The 16,074-nt window shown below is 63.3% G+C and carries 17 protein-coding genes; 10 read left to right on the forward strand and 7 right to left on the reverse strand.

Annotated elements, in window-relative coordinates:
* From Q9K02_RS11675 to Q9K02_RS11695, 5 genes are all read left to right on the forward strand, one after another.
* Positions 1-258 carry an ATP synthase F1 subunit epsilon gene (locus Q9K02_RS11675; protein ID WP_278328160.1) on the forward strand — a complete coding sequence of 86 codons (258 nt, stop codon included), beginning with the start codon at positions 1-3 and terminating at the stop codon, positions 256-258.
* A 146-nt stretch (positions 259-404) separates the two neighbouring features.
* Positions 405-1,433, forward strand: a complete 1,029-nt coding sequence (locus Q9K02_RS11680) for a glycosyltransferase family 2 protein (protein ID WP_305933048.1) — start codon at positions 405-407, stop codon at positions 1,431-1,433.
* A complete protein-coding gene (locus tag Q9K02_RS11685) occupies positions 1,420-2,109 on the forward strand; it encodes a class I SAM-dependent methyltransferase (RefSeq protein ID WP_305933049.1) in 690 nt (229 codons plus the stop codon). The genes Q9K02_RS11680 and Q9K02_RS11685 overlap by 14 nt, the downstream gene beginning before the upstream one ends.
* Entirely contained in the window at positions 2,109-2,498 is a 390-nt protein-coding gene (locus Q9K02_RS11690; RefSeq protein ID WP_305933050.1) for a GtrA family protein, read from the forward strand. The genes Q9K02_RS11685 and Q9K02_RS11690 overlap by 1 nt, the downstream gene beginning before the upstream one ends.
* A gap of 2 nt (positions 2,499-2,500) precedes the next feature.
* Entirely contained in the window at positions 2,501-4,021 is a 1,521-nt protein-coding gene (locus tag Q9K02_RS11695; protein WP_305933051.1) for a hypothetical protein, read from the forward strand.
* 4 nt (positions 4,022-4,025) lie between these two features.
* Here Q9K02_RS11695 and Q9K02_RS11700 read toward each other — a convergent pair whose 3' ends face one another.
* Together Q9K02_RS11700 and Q9K02_RS11705 are read right to left on the reverse strand one after the other, a co-directional pair.
* Entirely contained in the window at positions 4,026-5,252 is a 1,227-nt protein-coding gene (locus tag Q9K02_RS11700) for an acyltransferase family protein (protein WP_305933052.1), read from the reverse strand.
* Entirely contained in the window at positions 5,170-5,865 is a 696-nt protein-coding gene (locus Q9K02_RS11705) for an SGNH/GDSL hydrolase family protein (protein WP_305933053.1), read from the reverse strand. The genes Q9K02_RS11700 and Q9K02_RS11705 overlap by 83 nt, the downstream gene beginning before the upstream one ends.
* A gap of 78 nt (positions 5,866-5,943) precedes the next feature.
* Between Q9K02_RS11705 and Q9K02_RS11710 the strand changes: the two genes are divergently transcribed.
* Both Q9K02_RS11710 and Q9K02_RS11715 read left to right on the forward strand, forming a co-directional pair.
* The gene (locus Q9K02_RS11710) at positions 5,944-7,428 is read left to right on the forward strand and encodes an ArnT family glycosyltransferase (RefSeq protein ID WP_305933054.1); all 1,485 of its coding nucleotides are present in this window, start codon (positions 5,944-5,946) and stop codon (positions 7,426-7,428) included.
* Between the two features lie 99 nt (positions 7,429-7,527).
* The gene (locus Q9K02_RS11715; protein ID WP_340310184.1) at positions 7,528-9,666 is read left to right on the forward strand and encodes a prolyl oligopeptidase family serine peptidase; all 2,139 of its coding nucleotides are present in this window, start codon (positions 7,528-7,530) and stop codon (positions 9,664-9,666) included.
* A gap of 56 nt (positions 9,667-9,722) precedes the next feature.
* Here Q9K02_RS11715 and Q9K02_RS11720 read toward each other — a convergent pair whose 3' ends face one another.
* Both Q9K02_RS11720 and glmU read right to left on the reverse strand, forming a co-directional pair.
* Positions 9,723-10,001, reverse strand: a complete 279-nt coding sequence (locus Q9K02_RS11720) for an HNH endonuclease (RefSeq protein WP_305933055.1) — start codon at positions 9,999-10,001, stop codon at positions 9,723-9,725.
* A gap of 16 nt (positions 10,002-10,017) precedes the next feature.
* The gene (glmU, locus tag Q9K02_RS11725; protein WP_305933056.1) at positions 10,018-11,376 is read right to left on the reverse strand and encodes a bifunctional UDP-N-acetylglucosamine diphosphorylase/glucosamine-1-phosphate N-acetyltransferase GlmU; all 1,359 of its coding nucleotides are present in this window, start codon (positions 11,374-11,376) and stop codon (positions 10,018-10,020) included.
* A 60-nt stretch (positions 11,377-11,436) separates the two neighbouring features.
* Between glmU and Q9K02_RS11730 the strand changes: the two genes are divergently transcribed.
* The 3 genes from Q9K02_RS11730 to Q9K02_RS11740 all read left to right on the forward strand — a co-directional run bounded on the left by Q9K02_RS11730 (position 11,437) and on the right by Q9K02_RS11740 (position 14,391).
* Positions 11,437-12,120: an HAD hydrolase-like protein gene (locus Q9K02_RS11730; protein WP_305933057.1), complete on the forward strand. Its 684-nt coding sequence runs from the start codon at positions 11,437-11,439 to the stop codon at positions 12,118-12,120.
* Positions 12,121-12,254: 134 nt separating this feature from the next.
* Positions 12,255-13,184 carry an SDR family NAD(P)-dependent oxidoreductase gene (locus tag Q9K02_RS11735; protein ID WP_305933058.1) on the forward strand — a complete coding sequence of 310 codons (930 nt, stop codon included), beginning with the start codon at positions 12,255-12,257 and terminating at the stop codon, positions 13,182-13,184.
* 64 nt (positions 13,185-13,248) lie between these two features.
* Positions 13,249-14,391, forward strand: coding sequence for a hypothetical protein (locus Q9K02_RS11740; RefSeq protein ID WP_305933059.1), 1,143 nt, complete (start codon positions 13,249-13,251; stop codon positions 14,389-14,391).
* Between the two features lie 4 nt (positions 14,392-14,395).
* Here the strand turns inward: Q9K02_RS11740 and Q9K02_RS11745 are convergent, their stop codons facing one another.
* Genes Q9K02_RS11745 through Q9K02_RS11755 form a run of 3 tightly spaced genes read right to left on the reverse strand, consistent with a single transcriptional unit; the run spans position 14,396 to position 16,073 of the window.
* Positions 14,396-14,746 carry a DUF2794 domain-containing protein gene (locus tag Q9K02_RS11745; protein ID WP_305933060.1) on the reverse strand — a complete coding sequence of 117 codons (351 nt, stop codon included), beginning with the start codon at positions 14,744-14,746 and terminating at the stop codon, positions 14,396-14,398.
* Positions 14,746-15,435, reverse strand: coding sequence for a serine O-acetyltransferase EpsC (gene epsC, locus Q9K02_RS11750; protein WP_305933061.1), 690 nt, complete (start codon positions 15,433-15,435; stop codon positions 14,746-14,748). The genes Q9K02_RS11745 and epsC overlap by 1 nt, the downstream gene beginning before the upstream one ends.
* Before the next feature lie 26 nt (positions 15,436-15,461).
* Positions 15,462-16,073 carry a P-loop NTPase family protein gene (locus Q9K02_RS11755; RefSeq protein ID WP_305933062.1) on the reverse strand — a complete coding sequence of 204 codons (612 nt, stop codon included), beginning with the start codon at positions 16,071-16,073 and terminating at the stop codon, positions 15,462-15,464.
* Position 16,074 lies beyond the last annotated feature (1 nt).

The following is a 16,074-nucleotide window of genomic DNA, read 5'->3' on the forward strand; positions in this document are numbered from 1 at the left end:
ATGGCTCTTCACTTCGAACTCGTCACGCCGGCCAAGCTGGTCCGCTCGGAGGATGTCCATATGGTGGTCGTCCCCGGTGCGGAAGGCGAATTCGGTGTGCTCGAAGGCCACGCGCCCTTCATGTCCACGATCCGCGACGGCGCGGTGCAGGTCTACAAGACCGAAGGCGGTGCGCCCGAGACGATCGAAGTCCGTGGCGGCTTCGCCGAAGTGGGCGACAAGGGCCTGACGGTGCTTGCAGAACACGTCGAGGGCTAAGCCTCCGCACTCATAGACAACGTAAGAGGGCGGTCCTGCGGGGCCGCCCTTTTCGTATGGCGCAGCGATGGCTCCAAGGCGCTCAGTTTACTCTCCGTTTACCAATAATCTTTAGCCCCGACGCAAGAGTTCCACGGGGGCAGGCGATGAACGCAACACCGGCACCGATCTGCGACCGCGCATTGTCCGTGGTCGTGCCGGTCTACAACGAAGAAGCCGGGATCGACGAGCTGATGCGCCGCGTCGAGGCCGTCTGCGCAGCGCAGTACCCGGACGATTACGAAATCCTCCTCGTCAACGACGGGTCGAGCGACGACAGCTGGGCGCATATCTGCCGCCACGCCGACGCGAAGCCGCATGTCGTCGGCATCAACCTCTCGCGCAATCACGGACACCAGCTGGCGCTCGCCGCCGGACTGGAGCATGTGCGCGGCGAGCTCGTCTTCGTGCTCGATGCCGATTTGCAGGACCCGCCCGAATTGCTGGGCGAGATGGTCGCGACGATCGCCGACGGCGCAGACGTGGTCTACGGCCAACGCACCGCCCGCGCAGGCGAGACGGCATTCAAGCGCGGGACCGCGGCGCTGTTCTATCGCTTCCTGCAGACCATGACCGACGTCGCGATCCCGCGCGATACGGGCGATTTCCGCCTGATGACGCGCCGCGTGGTCGAGCAACTCAAGGCCATGCCCGAACGCTATCGCTTCGTGCGCGGCATGGTCAGCTGGATCGGCTTAAGGCAGGTCGCCGTCCCTTACGAGCGAGATGCGCGCTTTGCCGGTCAGACGAACTACCCGCTGCGCAAGATGATCGGCCTTGCGGTGGATGCCGTCACCAGCTTCTCGACAGTACCTCTGCGCTTCGCCTCGCATCTCGGCATGGCCTTCGGCCTGTTGGGCATACTCGCGCTGGGCTGGGTCGGCTGGGGCTGGCTCAGCGGCGAGGCCGTGCAAGGTTGGGCGAGCCTTGCCGCGCTGATCCTGATCATCGGTTCCGTCCAGCTGATGGTGCTCGGCGTCTTCGGTGAATATCTCGGCCGGATGTATATGGAAGCGAAAGGCCGCCCCTTGTTCATCGTCGATGAAATCCGCACCAGAGAATCTGCGGAAGGGGCAGGCAATGCAGTCCATCGGATGAACCAGGATCTTCGCGAGGCTTATCGTGAAGCCAGCTGAGTTCGATGGCGTAGCCGCGGCCTATGATGCTCAGCACGCCGCTTCAATTCGGCTGAGCGGCGAGGACCCCGCGTATTTTCACAGGTACAAGATCGAGGCGGTCGCGCACTCGCTAAATCACGACGGGATCGTGCCGAAGCGCATTCTCGATTTCGGCGCCGGGATCGGCAATTCACTGCCTCATCTGCAAAGCTCTTTTCCTACTGCGGATATTACCTGCCTCGACGTCTCACGAGAGTCGCTGGCACAATGTAGCACGCGTGCCATTCGACCGATGACGGTTTTACCCTATGACGGTCGCTCAATCCCTTGTTCCGACGGGGAGTTCGACCTGGTATTCACGGCATGTGTGTTTCACCACATCGACGCCTGCGACCATTTGCCACTGCTCGGCGAAATTCGCCGGGTGCTTTCCCATGCGGGCCGGTTCGCGATGTTCGAACACAATCCCTGGAATCCGTTGACGCAACATGCCGTCCGAACCTGTCCCTTCGACGAGAACGCAGTATTGATTTCAGGGCCCGAAATGCGGCGGCGGCTGGCAGCGGCTGGCTTCGATCGGATCGAACTCGATTATCGTGTGTTCTTCCCCGCCCCACTCGCACGGCTCCGTCCTCTCGAGAGAAGCCTCGCGTGGCTGCCGATCGGGGCGCAATATTCGTTGATTGCGAGCTGATGCAAAAGCATTGGCAGATTGGACGGTTCGGGCTGGCGGGCATCGTCAACACGGTGGTCGGTTACGGCGTGATATTGCTCTGCTTGTCGATCGGGATCGGTGACTATCTCGCCAATGCGATAGGTTATGGCACAGGTTTTTTATTGTCCTTCGCGCTCAACCGACGCTTTACCTTCGGCCTCCGCGGACCAGTCCAGAAAGGTGAGGTCGCGCGCTTTGCCGTGGCCCTCATGCTGGCCTATGCCGCAAACCTCGCTGTGCTCACTGTGGGTCGAGCCTTTTTTGGCGAGGGCTATGCATTGGTGCAATTACCTGCGCTGGCGACTTACACGGCAGTTTTTTACGTCCTTAGCGTTCGACTGGTGTTCGTACACCGGCAGGGCGCATAGGGGTGCAGAAGGCCACAATTAGCTTCAATCCGCGCGAGCGGCTGCTCTGGCCGGTGCTGCTGTTCGCCTGCGCCGTGCCCTTGCTGCTGGTCGAATTTCCGCCGCTGGTGGATCTGTTCGGCCATCTTGGGCGCTATGCGATACAGACCCAATTGGCAGAGCGACCGGAGCTACAGCCCTATTTCAGCTACCAGTGGCAATTGGTTGGCAATCTCGGCGCGGACCTGGTCGTCGAACTGCTCGCGCCAATTCTGGGGCTTGAGCCTACGGTGGGGCTTATCGTGCTGGCGACTCAATTGCTGGCGGCATCAGGCATTCTGGCAATCAGTACGGCCCTGCACGGGCGAATCACGCCCTTCGCGGTTTGCGCTCTGCCGCTCATCTACGCCTTCCCCTTCCAGTACGGATTCCTCAACTTCTCGCTCTCGATGGCGCTCGCGATGCTTGTTTTCGCCGCATGGCTGCACTTGCGGCAATCGCAGGTCGCATTGCGAGCGCCGCTGTTCCTTGCCGTCGCGGGACTGACCGTCTGGCTCTGCCACGCCTTCGGCTGGGCTTTCCTCGGCTTGCTCTGCGGAAGCGCCTCCCTCCATGCGCGCTGGACCGAGGGACTGCGGGGTGCGGACCTCGTCCTGCGGGTGCTGAGCGACTGCGGCGTCTTGCTACTGGCTATCGTGCCGATGCTGGTGTGGCGCACAGGGTCTGCGGGCGCGGACACCACCGAATGGTCCGTCCTGCTCAAGATCGTCTGGCTTGTTTCGGTCTTCCGGTCAGGGCCGCCGATGCTGGACTGGCTGTCGGCCGGATTTCTCGCCGCTGTTGTCCTTGCAGGTTTCGTGCTGCGCCCCGTCCGCGTTCATGGTGCCATGGCGATTGCAGCACTGTTCTGCATCGGTGCTTTCATGGCGCTGCCCGCGCGAGTATTCGGCTCGTTCTACGCCGACATGCGATTGGTGCCCTATACACTGATCGTCGCGCTGCTGGCGTTGAGCGGGTCGGATCTCAGCCGGAGTTTGCAGCGGGTCATGTTCGTCGCTGCGCTTGCGTTTCTCGGGTTGAGGATCGGCGCCACCAGCGTCGATTTCGTCGACAAGGACCGGCTGGTTCAGGCCAATTTGCCTGCTCTCGACGTAATCCCGCGCGGCGCTCGCGTCGTCAACTTCGCAGTCGAGCAATGCGGCTTCCAGTGGCGCCTCAATCCGCTGCGACATCTCGGCGGATTTGCGATTGCGCGGCGCAGCGCTTTCACCAACGATCAGTGGGAAATGGCAGGCGCTAATGCGCTCACCGTGCACTACCCAGAAGGCGAGTCTTTCGTGCGCGATCCATCGCAGTCGGTCGTTTCAGTCGAATGCGCCGATTCGGGCTTGCCCGCTCTGGCTCATTCGCTCTCAAACGTGCCGCGTGATGCATTCACCCATATCTGGATCCACGGCATCGAACCGGACGCTGTCGCCCTCCCCTTCCCCGCTAGCGAGATCTGGCGTGGAGAAAGCGGTATCGTGTTCGAAATCAACCGATAGGAAGTCAGGCGGCTGCACGCGGCTTGGCAGAAGCGCCGAGGAGATGGCTGGCCAGCCAGTGCCGCACCTCGCGGCTGCGATATTCGGTGAATTGTGCGATCAATGCGCAGGCTCCGATTATGCCCCCAGCCAGCGCCAGAAAGGCCAGCGGGCTCTCCCCGGCACCGATACCGAGCGCGGATAATGCCGACAGCATCGGCCAGTGGAGGATATAAAGCGAGAAGCTGAATCCGGCGGCCCTGCGGATGGGCGCCTCGAAACGATGAAAGGTTCTCGAAAAACGCTCCGCAAACGGGCGCGCTGAAATAAACAGCACTGCGATGCCAAAGCCGAAGATGAAATCCGTGACGAAATATTCGCTCATGCGTGCGTGATAGCCGAAGCCGGCATGCCACTCGGCCATCGCGGTCTGAACGTCGTATGCCCACAGGCGCGACAGGCTGAGCAGAATGACGCCGAACAGCGCCAATGCGATGGCTTGCGTGCCCTTGGGCTCCCAGCGCGTTCCATGCGCAACGAGCGCCGCACCGATGAGCCAGATCGGCATCATCAGGAGGATGCGCCAACCTGCGATCCAGGCGAGCAGCGCGACCCAAAATACGCGCCTCGTGCCGCGCAGGAAGGCTGCTGCGCCGAACAGGGTGTAGAACCATACTTCGTAGCTGAGCGACCAGTAGGGCGGGTTCCACACGGGAGAAATGCCGTCGCCGCTTTCACTGAGAAACAGCAGCGGCATCACCACCGATTGCATTGTCAGTCTATCGGGGACCGGCGCGGTCGGCTGCGGCCACAAGCCGCGCGAGGTCAACAGGTAAAATATCACCGAGCCGAACAGCACCGCGAACGCCGCGACTGGTACGATGCGCGCGGCACGCGCGATGGCGTAATCCCGCAAGGTGTAACGCCCGCCGCGCACCGAATGCGCGATAACCAGCCCCGAAAGGACGAAGAAGACGATCACCGCATAATGCTGCGTCGTCGGGCCGAAAGGATAGGGGCCGGTGTAGATGCCCACCTGTACTGCATGACCACCCAGCACCAGCAGCGCGGCAATGGCACGCACCGCATCCAGTAAGATGGACATCGGAGGCGTGATGAAATGCGGCCGGGCCATCGCTCGGTTATGCCTGATCATGCTTGAAATCACGTTAAGGCGAGGCAAGCACCTGCTCCGGATAAGCGAGGCGGCGTGCGTAATCGTGCGATACCGGCTCGGTGAAATGCACTCCATCGTATGTATAATTTGGCTGCATCTGCGGTGCGGACATGAAACGAGCCCCCGCCCTTTGCGCCAAAGCCTCGAGATGCGCATTCAACGTAGCCGTCATCACTGGATCGTAGGCCTTGCCTCCCGGCGGCATGGAAGCTTCCGCCGGCCAGATTGCCGAGAGCCAAAGATGGTCGCGCTGGCAGTTGGCGACGATTTTTCCAAATGCGCGACGCGAGCCGGCTTCGTCATGCTCCCATGGCTTGGTGTCGTTGATGCCGAGCGCGATGGTGACTTGCGCGTTGCTAAGTGTGCAAAGAATTCCGGAAACGCGTTCGAGATCGCGGCTTGTCGCGCCTCCATAGCCTGCGAACAGGCTACCGCTCGGGGCCTCAGCGAAACTGACGCGGCTATCCCCGATCACCATGCGCTCGGTGAAAGGGGCTTTGAGTACGAGTTCCGCGGTTCGGATGACGTAAAAAGGCTTCAACGAGAACGGCGCGATCGCCCAGGCGCCGAAGGCGAGCAGGGCCAGCCCAAGCCCGACGAAGACCCATCCGACCGCCCCGACAATGGTTTTCGCCCGCTGCGCCATGGGGGCCTGTTTAGCGCAGTACAGTTCAGAAATGCTTTCCATGGTCCGGTAGCGATGACGCTATCATCGAAAAATTAACCATCGCGATGGCAGGCTAGCGCGCGAAAGGGGCAGCTGCGCGTGGCGAGTATTGCAGGCGATATCGACATGGCACCCCGGGCGCGGCCAGCATGGCGCAGCGATGCGCTGGTCCTGCTTGCCATCGTCGCGACGGCTCTCGTTGCACGACTTCCGTGGTTTGGCTTCCCAATCGCTGGCTATGACGAGCAGCTCTATTCGCTGATCGGGCAGGCGATCACGCAGGGCGCTTTGCCATTCGTCGACGTCTGGGATCGCAAGCCAATCGGGCTGTTTGCCCTCTTCGCTGCAGCGCACGCGCTCGGCGGGTCTGGGCCCGAAGCCTACCAGGCGCTCGCCCTGCTGTTTACCGTCGGGGGTGGCTGGCTCACCGCAGTGCTGGCCAGGCCGCTGGTCGACCGCGCGACTGCCGCGGGGTCAGGCATGCTCTATGTCCTGCTGATGTCGGTTTACGGCAGCGCGTCGGGGCAATCGGAAGCGTTCCACGTGCCGCTGATGCTGGCGATGGCCGTACTCGTGAGCGATCCTGCCCACCCGAACGCCATCCGTCGCGCACTCGTAGCCATGCTGATTGGCGGTCTGGCCTTGCAGGTCAAATACACCGTTGCACCGCAATGCGCGATGTTCGGCCTGTGGGCGCTGTGGGGTCAGTACCGGCGAGGAGCGAGCAAAGCACGACTGGTCGTCCTTGGCGCTGCTTTCCTCGCGCTCGGCCTGCTGCCAACCACCTTGGTGGCGCTATACTATGCGCTGGCGGGGCACTGGGACGGCTTCTTCTTCGCCAATTTTCTGTCCTTCTTCGACCGCGCGCCGTCAGGCGCCGGGCGGCTTCACAAAGATCTGCTCGTCGGCCTTGTCCCGCTGGCCGTGCTCGCTGGCGGCGGTCTCTACGCCGCCACTCGCCTGACCCCGCCGCGCGACAGTCCGCACTATGCCTACATCGCGCTCTGGTTCGTCGCCTGCCTCGCAACCGCATTTTTGCCGGGCACGGTCTACCGCTACTATTTCGCCGCCCTCGTCCCGGCGAGCGTGCTGCTCGCCCTCCCCCTGCTCGACCGCACGGGACCTGCACGGTGGGGTCCGCTTGCCCTCGTCGTAGCGGGTGCGTTCGCGCTCGTTGGGCCCCTTTCGCTTTTGGATGAGGTTCGTCAGCGCGCCGCCGATTACGACCGTTTCGCTGCGACCGTCGCGCAGAGCAGCGAAAACAGCGATGCCTGCATCTTCGTGTTCGACGGGCCGAGCTCGCTTTATCGCCTCGCCGATTCTTGCCTGCCCTCGCGCTTCGTTTATCCCGACCATCTCAACAATGCGCTTGAGCGGGATGCGCTGGGGATATCGCAGGAGGGTGAGGTCGCACGCATTCTCGCGACCCGTCCGCCCGTTATCGTCACCGCCGACACGCCGCTTACTCCGCAGAACGAGGAGGCGAAGGCGCTGGTGCTTGGATACATCGATCGCAACTATAGCGAACTCGCTGAAATCGAGATCGGAGACCGCACGATCCGCGCGTGGGAACTCCGCCGGTGAGCCTTGGTCCGCCGGAGTCCGCCCTCCGTCGATAGCCCCTCCCCTTGCACCGCCCGCAAGCTATGGCTCATAGGGCGTAGAACGCATGGGAGACTGCACTTGAAACTCGTATCCACGCTGGCCATGGCCGCAGCCATGACGCTTGCAACCACCACCCCCGCCGCTGCACAGGACGGCGTGCCCGGCCCCGAAGACGATCCGCACATCTGGCTGGAAGAGGCCCGCAGCGACGAAGCGCTCGACTGGGTGCGCGCCGAGAACGAGCTGACCATGGCTGCGCTCGCCAGCGATCCGCGCTTCGAGACGCTTAAAGCCGAGGCACTGGCGATCTACGACAGCGAGGACAAGATCCCCTATGTCTCGATCCGTCCGGACGGACTTTACAATTTCTGGCAGGACAAGGAAAACCCGCGCGGCCTCGTCCGTCGCACCACGCTGGAAAGCTACCGCACCGACAGTCCGGAGTGGGAAACCGTGCTCGATGTCGATGCGCTGGCCGAAGCGGAAGGCAAGGAGTGGGTCTACAAGGGCTCGACCTGCCTGCCCCCGGCCCAGAACATGTGCATGATCGCGCTGAGCGACGGCGGCAAGGACGCGACCATCCTGCGCGAATTCGACATGGCGACTAAGAGTTTCGTCGAAGGCGGTTTCGTGCTCGAGAACGAAAGCCAGGGCGGCATTCAGTGGCTCAACGAAGATACCTTGCTCGTCAGCCGCGATTTCGGCGAGGGTTCGCTCACCGATAGCGAATATCCCCTCAGCACACGCGTCTGGAAACGCGGCACTTCAATCGAGGATGCACCGGAAATCTTCCGCGGCGAGCAGAGCGACGTCTGGTCCGGCGCGAGCCTGTTGCGCGACGGCGATGCCGTGGTCCACGGATACACCGCTTTCCGCGCGGTCAGCTTCCACGAGACCGAGCACTACTTCCAGAAAGACGGCGAGTGGGTGCGTCTCGACATCCCACTGAAGGCATCTCCCTATGGGATCGTCGACGACCAACTGCTGTTCTCGACCGATGTGGATTGGAAAACGCAGGGGCAGACATTCCCGGCCGACTCGCTGATCGCGGTCGATCTGGAAGCGTTCAAGGCCGACCCGAACGGCGCGACGAAAACGCTCGTGTGGGCGCCCGAGGATCGCCAGACCAAGCAAGGAGCAACGATTACCTCGGACAGCCTCTACGTCACCCTGCTCGACAACGTGCGCGGCAAGGTGATGAAGCTGGACTATGCCGATGGCGAGTGGGTTCGGAACGCAGTCGACCTGCCCGAAAACGCGACGATCGGGATCAACGCCTCCTCCGACGAGCGCGACGAGGTGATGTTCACGGTTACCGACTTCCTCAACCCGTCGAGCCTCTACTACCTCGATGGCGAAGCGGGCACGATGGAAGTGCTCAAGACCTCACCCGCCTATTTCGACAGCGAGGGCATGGAGGTCGAGCAGTTCGAGGCGACGAGCAAGGACGGCACGAAGATTCCATACTTCGTCGTCAAGCCTGCGGGCGCGACGCTCGACGGGACGAACCCCACGCTGCTGACCGGCTATGGGGGCTTCCAGGTCCCGCGCCTACCTGCCTATCTCGGCACGACCGGCAAGATGTGGCTGGAACGCGGCGGGGTCTACATCCTCGGCAACATGCGCGGCGGGGGCGAATTCGGCCCCGGCTGGCACCAGAGCGCCATTCGCGAGAACAAGCAGCGCACCTGGGACGATTTCATCGCCATCGCCGAGGATGCGGTCGCGCGCGGGATCACCAGCCCCGATCACCTCGGCATCCAGGGCGGCTCGCAAGGCGGCCTGCTGGTCGGCACGGCCTTCACCCAGCGCCCCGACCTTTTCGACGCGGCGATCGTCCAGATTCCGCTGTTCGACATGCTGCGCTATCACCTGATCGGCCGCGGTGCCTCGTGGATCGGCGAATATGGCGATCCGCGCATTCCCGAACAGCGTGAGTGGATCGAAGGCTATTCGCCCTACCAGAAGATCGTCGAGGGCGTGGACTATCCCACCCCCTTCCTCTGGGCTTCGACCGCCGACGACCGCACGCATCCGGCCCATGCCCGCAAGGGTGCGGCGAAGCTCAAGTCGCTCGGCCAGCCGTATTATTACTATGAAGAAATGACCGGCGGCCACTCGGGCGGCGTGGACAACGAACAGCGCGCGCAATTGCAGGCGCTGCAATATGTCTACCTGCTCCAGCAGCTGGCGGACGACGAACAGACCGGCGGCTGAGTTCGGATATGAAACAAACCAGAGGGGCGGCCCAGAGATGGGTCGCCCTTGCCGTATCAGCGCCGTGAGCGGGTCGGCGCGTGAAAGTCGGGCGGTTTGTCTGCGACCCACTCTGCGAACTTCCTAAGCGCATCGCGCTCCAGCAATGCGGTGCGATCCTCTCCGATACGGGCAAGCTCGGCGTTGGTGAAGTTCGCATGGATCGCGCGGTGGCAGATCGGGTGGACCGATACGGTTGTCCTGCCCTTTTTCGATTTGGGCACCGTGTGATGCTGCTGCACGCGGCGACCGAGCGGACGATCGCATAGCCAGCAAGCCTCTGCCACAGCACTCATTCCCGCGATAGCACGCTCACTTCTTCCCGGCCGCCTTTTTCTTCTTCATCGTGTCGTGAAAACGGTCGGCCCAGCCGGGCTTCACCACCTGCTCGGCGCGGACCATGCGCAAGTCGCCGGCACCCACGTCGCGGCTCACTGCGCTTCCTGCCGCCACGATGGCGTCGGGGCCGATAGTGACCGGCGCGATCAGCGCGCTGTTGGAGCCGATGAAAGCCCGCTCCCCGATCACGGTCTTGTATTTGAAATAGCCATCGTAATTGCAGGTGATCGTGCCTGCGCCGATATTCGCGCCCGCGCCGACTTCCGCATCGCCGAGGTATGTAAGGTGACTTGCCTTCGCCCCTTCGCCCAGGGTCGCTTTCTTCATCTCGACGAAATTCCCGACGAAGCTGCCCTTTTCCATCACCGCGCCGGGCCGCAGACGGGCGTAAGGGCCGACCTGCGCACCTTCGCCGATGGTCGCGCCCTCGATATGGCTGAAGCTCTTGATATGCGCCCCGCTTGCCACAGTGACGCCGGGGCCGAAAACCACATTGGGGTCGATGGTCACATCTGCAGCCAGCTCGGTATCGTAGCTGAAGAATACCGTCTCCGGGGCACGCAGGGTCACGCCCTCGGCCATCCAGTGCTCGCGCTGTTCGGTCTGCCACTGCGCCTCTGCGGCGGCGAGTTCGGCGCGGCTGTTGATCCCGGCGACCTCGTTCGCCTCGGTCTCCACGACCACCACCTTGTCGCCGCGCGCAATCGCGTTGGTGGCGACGTCGGGCAGGTAGTATTCGCCCTGCGCGTTGTCGTTGCCGACCGCGTCGAGCAGCGGCCACATATCGTCCGAATGAGCGACGATCAGCCCCGAATTGCAGAGGTCGCAGGCACGCTCGGCTTCGCTGGCATCCTTGAACTCGACCATTTTGGATACCGCGCCGCCCTCATCCGCGATGATGCGACCGTATTGCAGTGGATCTTCGGGCCGGAAGCCGAGCACGGCGACCTTCGCGCCACCCTCCAGCGCGGCTGCGAGCTTGCGGACGGTCTCCGCCTTCACCATCGGACAATCACCGAAGCACACGAGAATATTGCCGCTGAAACCGTCGAGCGCCTCGCGTGCCTGCAATGCTGCATGGGCCGTTCCGAGCTGAGGATCCTGCAGGGTCGTGCTGACGTCGCGGTTCGCCAGGGCTGCATCGAGCTGTTCGCGCTTGTCGCCGACCACCACGACGGTGCGCTTCAGCTCCAATTGCGCGAAACTGTCGAGCAGATGCATCAACATCGGGCGCCCGGCGATCGGGTGCAAGACCTTGTGCAGGCTGCTTTTCATGCGCGTGCCCTTGCCCGCGGCGAGGATGACGGCGGCGAAGTCTGTCGATTGGCTCATGGCCTCGCCCATGCCACCAATTGCTTGCGGTTTGAAGAACCATCCGCCACGCGATTGCGCATGAGCGATTTCCCTTTCGATATCGTCGGTTTCGACCTCGATGGCACGCTGGTCGAAAGCCACCGCGATTTGGGCGCGGCCGTGAATCACGCCCTGGAACTGGGCGGGTTCGATCCGGTGCCTGCGGATAGTGCAAGCGACCTCATCGGCGGCGGCGCGAAGATCATGCTGAAGCAGGCGGTCGATGCGCAGGGCGGCATGCCGGACGACGAGTTTCGCAGGCTCTACAAGCAGATGCTGACCTATTATTCCGAGCACAACGCCGTGCACACCCGCCCCTATCCGCATGCCGAGGACACGCTGGCGGCGCTGGCGGATCGCGGCGTGAAGCTCTCGCTGGTTACGAACAAGTTCGAGGAATTTGCTCAGCAGATTCTCACGACGCTCGGACTGGCCGACCATTTCTACGCGATCATCGGCGGCAACAGCCTGGGCAAGGACGAGCACGGCACTCACCGCGCCAAGCCCATGCCCGATCCGCTGATCGAAGCACGGCAGCGCGGCGGCGGGGGTACATTCGCCTTCGTCGGCGACAGCAGCTACGATGTGAAAGCGGCGCGCGGGGCCGGCGTTCCGGTGATCGGGGCCCGCTACGGCTATTGCGACAAACCGCGCGGACAATTGGGCGCCGATGCGGAGATCGATTCGCTGGCCGAACTGGTCGCTGCGCTGGAACGCCTCTGACCCGCCAGCCGTTCTCGCCCTGCCCCTACGGCACGGCGGAGCACCGCGCATACGGTTGCAAGCCCAAGGCAAAAGTGCCACGCCGCACCGCACAATTGACCTTTACGTAAACGAAAAACAGCAGGAGCCATCCCATGAGCATCGATTTCAAGGACAAGGTCGCCATCGTCACCGGCGCCGGCGGCGGTCTGGGCCGCGAATATGCGCTGGAACTCGCCCGTCGCGGCGCGAAGGTCGTCGTCAACGATCTCGGCGGCTCGCGCGACGGCACCGGCCATTCGGACATGGCGCTGCAGGTGGTCGAGGAAATCGAGAAGGCCGGCGGCGAAGCGATGTCGAACGGCGGCAGCGTCACCGAATTCGAGCAGATGGAAAAGATGGTCGCCGACGCCAAGCAGAAGTGGGGCGGCGTGCATATCGTCATCAACAATGCGGGCGTGCTGCGCGACAAGACCTTCGCCAAAATGACGATGCAGGATTTCGAATTCGTCGTCGACGTGCACCTCAACGGCTCGGCCAATGTGTCGAAGGCCGTGTGGGAAACCATGCGCGAGCAGGCCTATGGCCGCATCTTGATGACCGCCTCCTCGACCGGCCTGTTCGGCAATTTCGGCCAGGCGAATTATGGCGCGGCCAAGCTCGGTCTCGCAGGCCTCACCAAGACGCTCCAACTCGAAGGCGCGAAGTACAACATCAAGGTCAACACGATTTCGCCGGTTGCCGGCACACGCATGACCGAAGACCTCTTCCCCGAGGAAGCGTTCAAGTTGTTCGATCCGGTGAACGTGGTCCCCGCCGCGCTCTTTCTCGTCAGCGAAGATGCGCCGACCAATGCCATCGTTGGCGCGGGAGCCGGCGGCTTCCACAGCGCTTGGACCGTCATGAACGATGCCGTCTGGCTGAAGGACGAAGAGCGCACGGTCGAGGGCTTCGCCGCCAATTGGGACAAGATCAGCGAGTTCTCCAACCTGAAGGCGCCGCAGAGCGGTTCCGAACAGTCGGGCGCGATCCTGACCGCGATGCAGAAAGTCACCGGCACCGGCCCGAGCAGCGCGCGGGGCTGACCCGCCGTATTGACTTGGTAATACACTAGAGCCTATGTTCCCCGAAACAGGGGAGCATAGGCTTTTGTACAGTCAGGAAGACATCAACTCGGCTGTCGCGGCAGGTGCCTTGAGCGCCGAAGCGGCCGACGCGCTGCGCACGCATGTCGCCGCTTCCCGCGATGCGGTCCCGGCGGACGCCGAGCATTTCCGGCTGATCACCGGCTTTAACGACATTTTCGTATCGATCGGCGTGGTGATCATGCTGCTGGCCGTCGGCGCGATCAGTCAGGCTGTCGCGGGGGCGATTTATCCGGCTCCCTATTACGATGGTACCGAATGGGACCCCAACTGGTATGCCGACACGCGCGCCCAGCGCGATCTTGCGCAAGGGATTAGCACCGCCCTCGCCGCAGCCTTCGTAGCGGCGACCGCCTGGCTGCTGGCCGAGTTCTTTACTCTGAAGCGCCGCATGGCCCTGCCGAGCATCATTCTTCTCCTCGCCTTCGCGATAGGAGTGATGGTGACGCAGGCGGGCGTTATCATGTCGTTCTTCAACGGCGGCAGCACGACGAGCGAGACCATCGGCGTAATCCTGCTCGCGGTTGCCGCGCTGGTCACCGCAGGCGCTTCATGGCTGCACTGGAAGCGGTTCATGGTGCCGATCACCGTCGCCGCCATGACCGCCGCTGTCGCCGGAACCGCCGTGCTCCTGCTGGTCGCGGCGATCGGGCCCAGTAGCGACAATCTGGAGACGGTCGTCCTCTCGGTAGTCTTCATCGTTGGTCTCGTCATCTTCGCATTCGCCATGCGCTGGGACATGAGCGATACGGCGCGGTCTACCCGTCGCAGCGACGTCGCCTTCTGGCTGCACCTGCTGGCCGCGCCCATGATCGCCCATCCGGTCTTCGCGCTGATTGGCGTGACTGACGGCGACAACATCGGCCTTGGCGCGGCTTTTGCCGTGATCGCGGTGTATGTCGTGTTCGGGCTGGTCGCGCTGGCGGTCGATCGCCGTGCATTGCTAGTGTCGGCACTGGCCTATGTGCTGATCGCGCTGACCTTCCTGTTCCGTGAATTCGGCGCTGTGGAGCTCAATTTCGCGCTGACCGCCCTGGTGATCGGCTCCGCCCTGCTGACGCTGAGCGCGCTGTGGACGCCGATCCGCGCCGCCGTGGTCGGCAGCCTGCCGGGAGACATGCGGACGCGCCTGCCGGCGACAGCCTGACTGCCTAGTCGTCGACGGCCTTGAGCAGCCGTCGCTCCACCGGGGCAATCACACCGGCGAGCTCGTGCCCGCGCTTCAGCACCTGGCCATGCTCGCCGAACAGGGTCCACATACCCTGCCGATTGCGTAGCGCGGGCCGCTTTTCGATCCGCGCCTGCGGTCGTTCAGCGGTCCGGCGAAAGGCGGCGAAGGTCGCGGTGTCCTTGGTGAAGTCCATCGCATAGTCGCGCCACTCGCCAGCGGCGACCATGCGCCCGTAGAGATCGAGGATGCGCATCAGCTCTTCGCGCGCGAAGCCGATCTGGTTGGGCCTGCGTCCGGGAAAAGCGACGACCGTGCCGCTGGCAGCGCTCATCAATCGGCGGTTCCGCTGCGGCGCTGGGGTTCGCGCTCGGCGCGCAGGGCGGCGATTTCCTCACGCATTGAGCGCAGTTCGCTCTCCAGCTTCTCGATGCAGTCGATCCGGTTGCCCTCGGCATCCTCGCAAGGCGTGCCGTAGGGCACGAACTCCTTCATCCACTCCTCCGCAGGAACCAGCGTGCTGCGCGCCTTCAGGCCGATCATCGTCGCGCCCTCGGGCACTTCGTCGGTCACGACGGCATTCGCCCCGATCCTGGCGCGGCGTCCAACCGTCACAGGCCCGATCACCTGCGCGCCCGAGCCGAGAATCACATCGTCCTCGATTGTCGGGTGGCGCTTGCCGCCGACCCCATTGGTCGGGTTCGTTCCGCCCAAAGTCACGTGCTGGTACATGGTCACGTTGTCGCCGATCTCTGCCGTCTCACCGATCACCGAGAAGCCGTGGTCGAGGAAAAAGTTCTTCCCGATCTTCGCGCCCGGATGAATGTCGATCCCAGTCACCATCCGGCTCCAGTGATTGACCAGCCGGGCGAGGAAGAACAGCTCGGCTTCGAACAGCCAGTGCGCGATGCGGTGATAGAACAGCGCCCAGACGCCCGGATAGGTGAGGATTTCCCAGCGGCTACGCGGCGCGGGATCGCGGGCCTTGATGCTGTCGAGATAGGCGACAAGCCGTTCAAACATGCGCGTATTCTCCCACCGGCTGCGCTCTAAAGCAAGCGACCCTGCTCCGGACCCTGCACTGCTTCCAGCGCGTCACGCCAGACAGATAGGGTCGCGGGCACCTTGCGTTCAAGGCTGAGCCGGTCGATTTCGGCAACGACGCGCTCGATTGCAGCATGGCTTCGCTCCAATCGCGGGACGAGATAAGCGGGCGCGCCCTCGCCCAGAGCCAGCCCGCGCTGGGTAGCGTGCGAGAGGATGAGGTCGGCCGCCATGGCATCGTCTGGCGGCCCGATTTCGAGCTGCAGCGAGGCGCGCATCCGGGTCTGGAGGTCCGGAAGGTCGATGTTCCACTGCTCGCCGTTCAAGACCAGCAAGAGCGGCGTGCCATCCTCCTGTGCGCGGTTCCAGCGGTGGAACAACGTGGTTTCGTCCTGTGCATCGGCCCCGTCGATCGCCCCTCCGAGCCCGGCATCGACGAACCACTTGGCCAGCAGCGATTTGCCGGACCGCGAAGGACCTAACAGGACAGCACTGCGGAAGGGCCAGTTCTCCGGTGCCTGCAAGGCTTCGGCAACCGCCCGGTTGCCGCTGCCGATCACGATCGATGGCGGATCGCCGCTATGCACCGGCGCCAGCGGGAGAGCGATCTGGGACATG

Source organism: Qipengyuania profundimaris, from assembly GCF_030717945.1.
In the GTDB taxonomy this organism is placed as follows: domain Bacteria; phylum Pseudomonadota; class Alphaproteobacteria; order Sphingomonadales; family Sphingomonadaceae; genus Qipengyuania; species Qipengyuania profundimaris.

What these genes read in the sequence shown, in the direction of transcription:
- Q9K02_RS11745 (WP_305933060.1), bottom strand. Translation starts at nt 14,746, where the DNA reads ATGAGCGCTGCCAGCGGCACGGTCGTCGCTTTTCCCGGACGCAGGCCC.
- Q9K02_RS11700 (WP_305933052.1), bottom strand. Translation starts at nt 5,252, where the DNA reads ATGGAGTGCATTTCACCGAGCCGGTATCGCACGATTACGCACGCCGCC.
- epsC (WP_305933061.1), bottom strand. Translation starts at nt 15,435, where the DNA reads ATGTTTGAACGGCTTGTCGCCTATCTCGACAGCATCAAGGCCCGCGAT.
- Q9K02_RS11755 (WP_305933062.1), bottom strand. Translation starts at nt 16,073, where the DNA reads ATGTCCCAGATCGCTCTCCCGCTGGCGCCGGTGCATAGCGGCGATCCG.
- glmU (WP_305933056.1), bottom strand. Translation starts at nt 11,376, where the DNA reads ATGAGCCAATCGACAGACTTCGCCGCCGTCATCCTCGCCGCGGGCAAG.
- Q9K02_RS11735 (WP_305933058.1), top strand. Translation starts at nt 12,255, where the DNA reads ATGAGCATCGATTTCAAGGACAAGGTCGCCATCGTCACCGGCGCCGGC.
- Q9K02_RS11690 (WP_305933050.1), top strand. Translation starts at nt 2,109, where the DNA reads ATGCAAAAGCATTGGCAGATTGGACGGTTCGGGCTGGCGGGCATCGTC.
- Q9K02_RS11720 (WP_305933055.1), bottom strand. Translation starts at nt 10,001, where the DNA reads ATGAGTGCTGTGGCAGAGGCTTGCTGGCTATGCGATCGTCCGCTCGGT.
- Q9K02_RS11680 (WP_305933048.1), top strand. Translation starts at nt 405, where the DNA reads ATGAACGCAACACCGGCACCGATCTGCGACCGCGCATTGTCCGTGGTC.
- Q9K02_RS11675 (WP_278328160.1), top strand. Translation starts at nt 1, where the DNA reads ATGGCTCTTCACTTCGAACTCGTCACGCCGGCCAAGCTGGTCCGCTCG.
- Q9K02_RS11730 (WP_305933057.1), top strand. Translation starts at nt 11,437, where the DNA reads ATGAGCGATTTCCCTTTCGATATCGTCGGTTTCGACCTCGATGGCACG.
- Q9K02_RS11705 (WP_305933053.1), bottom strand. Translation starts at nt 5,865, where the DNA reads ATGGAAAGCATTTCTGAACTGTACTGCGCTAAACAGGCCCCCATGGCG.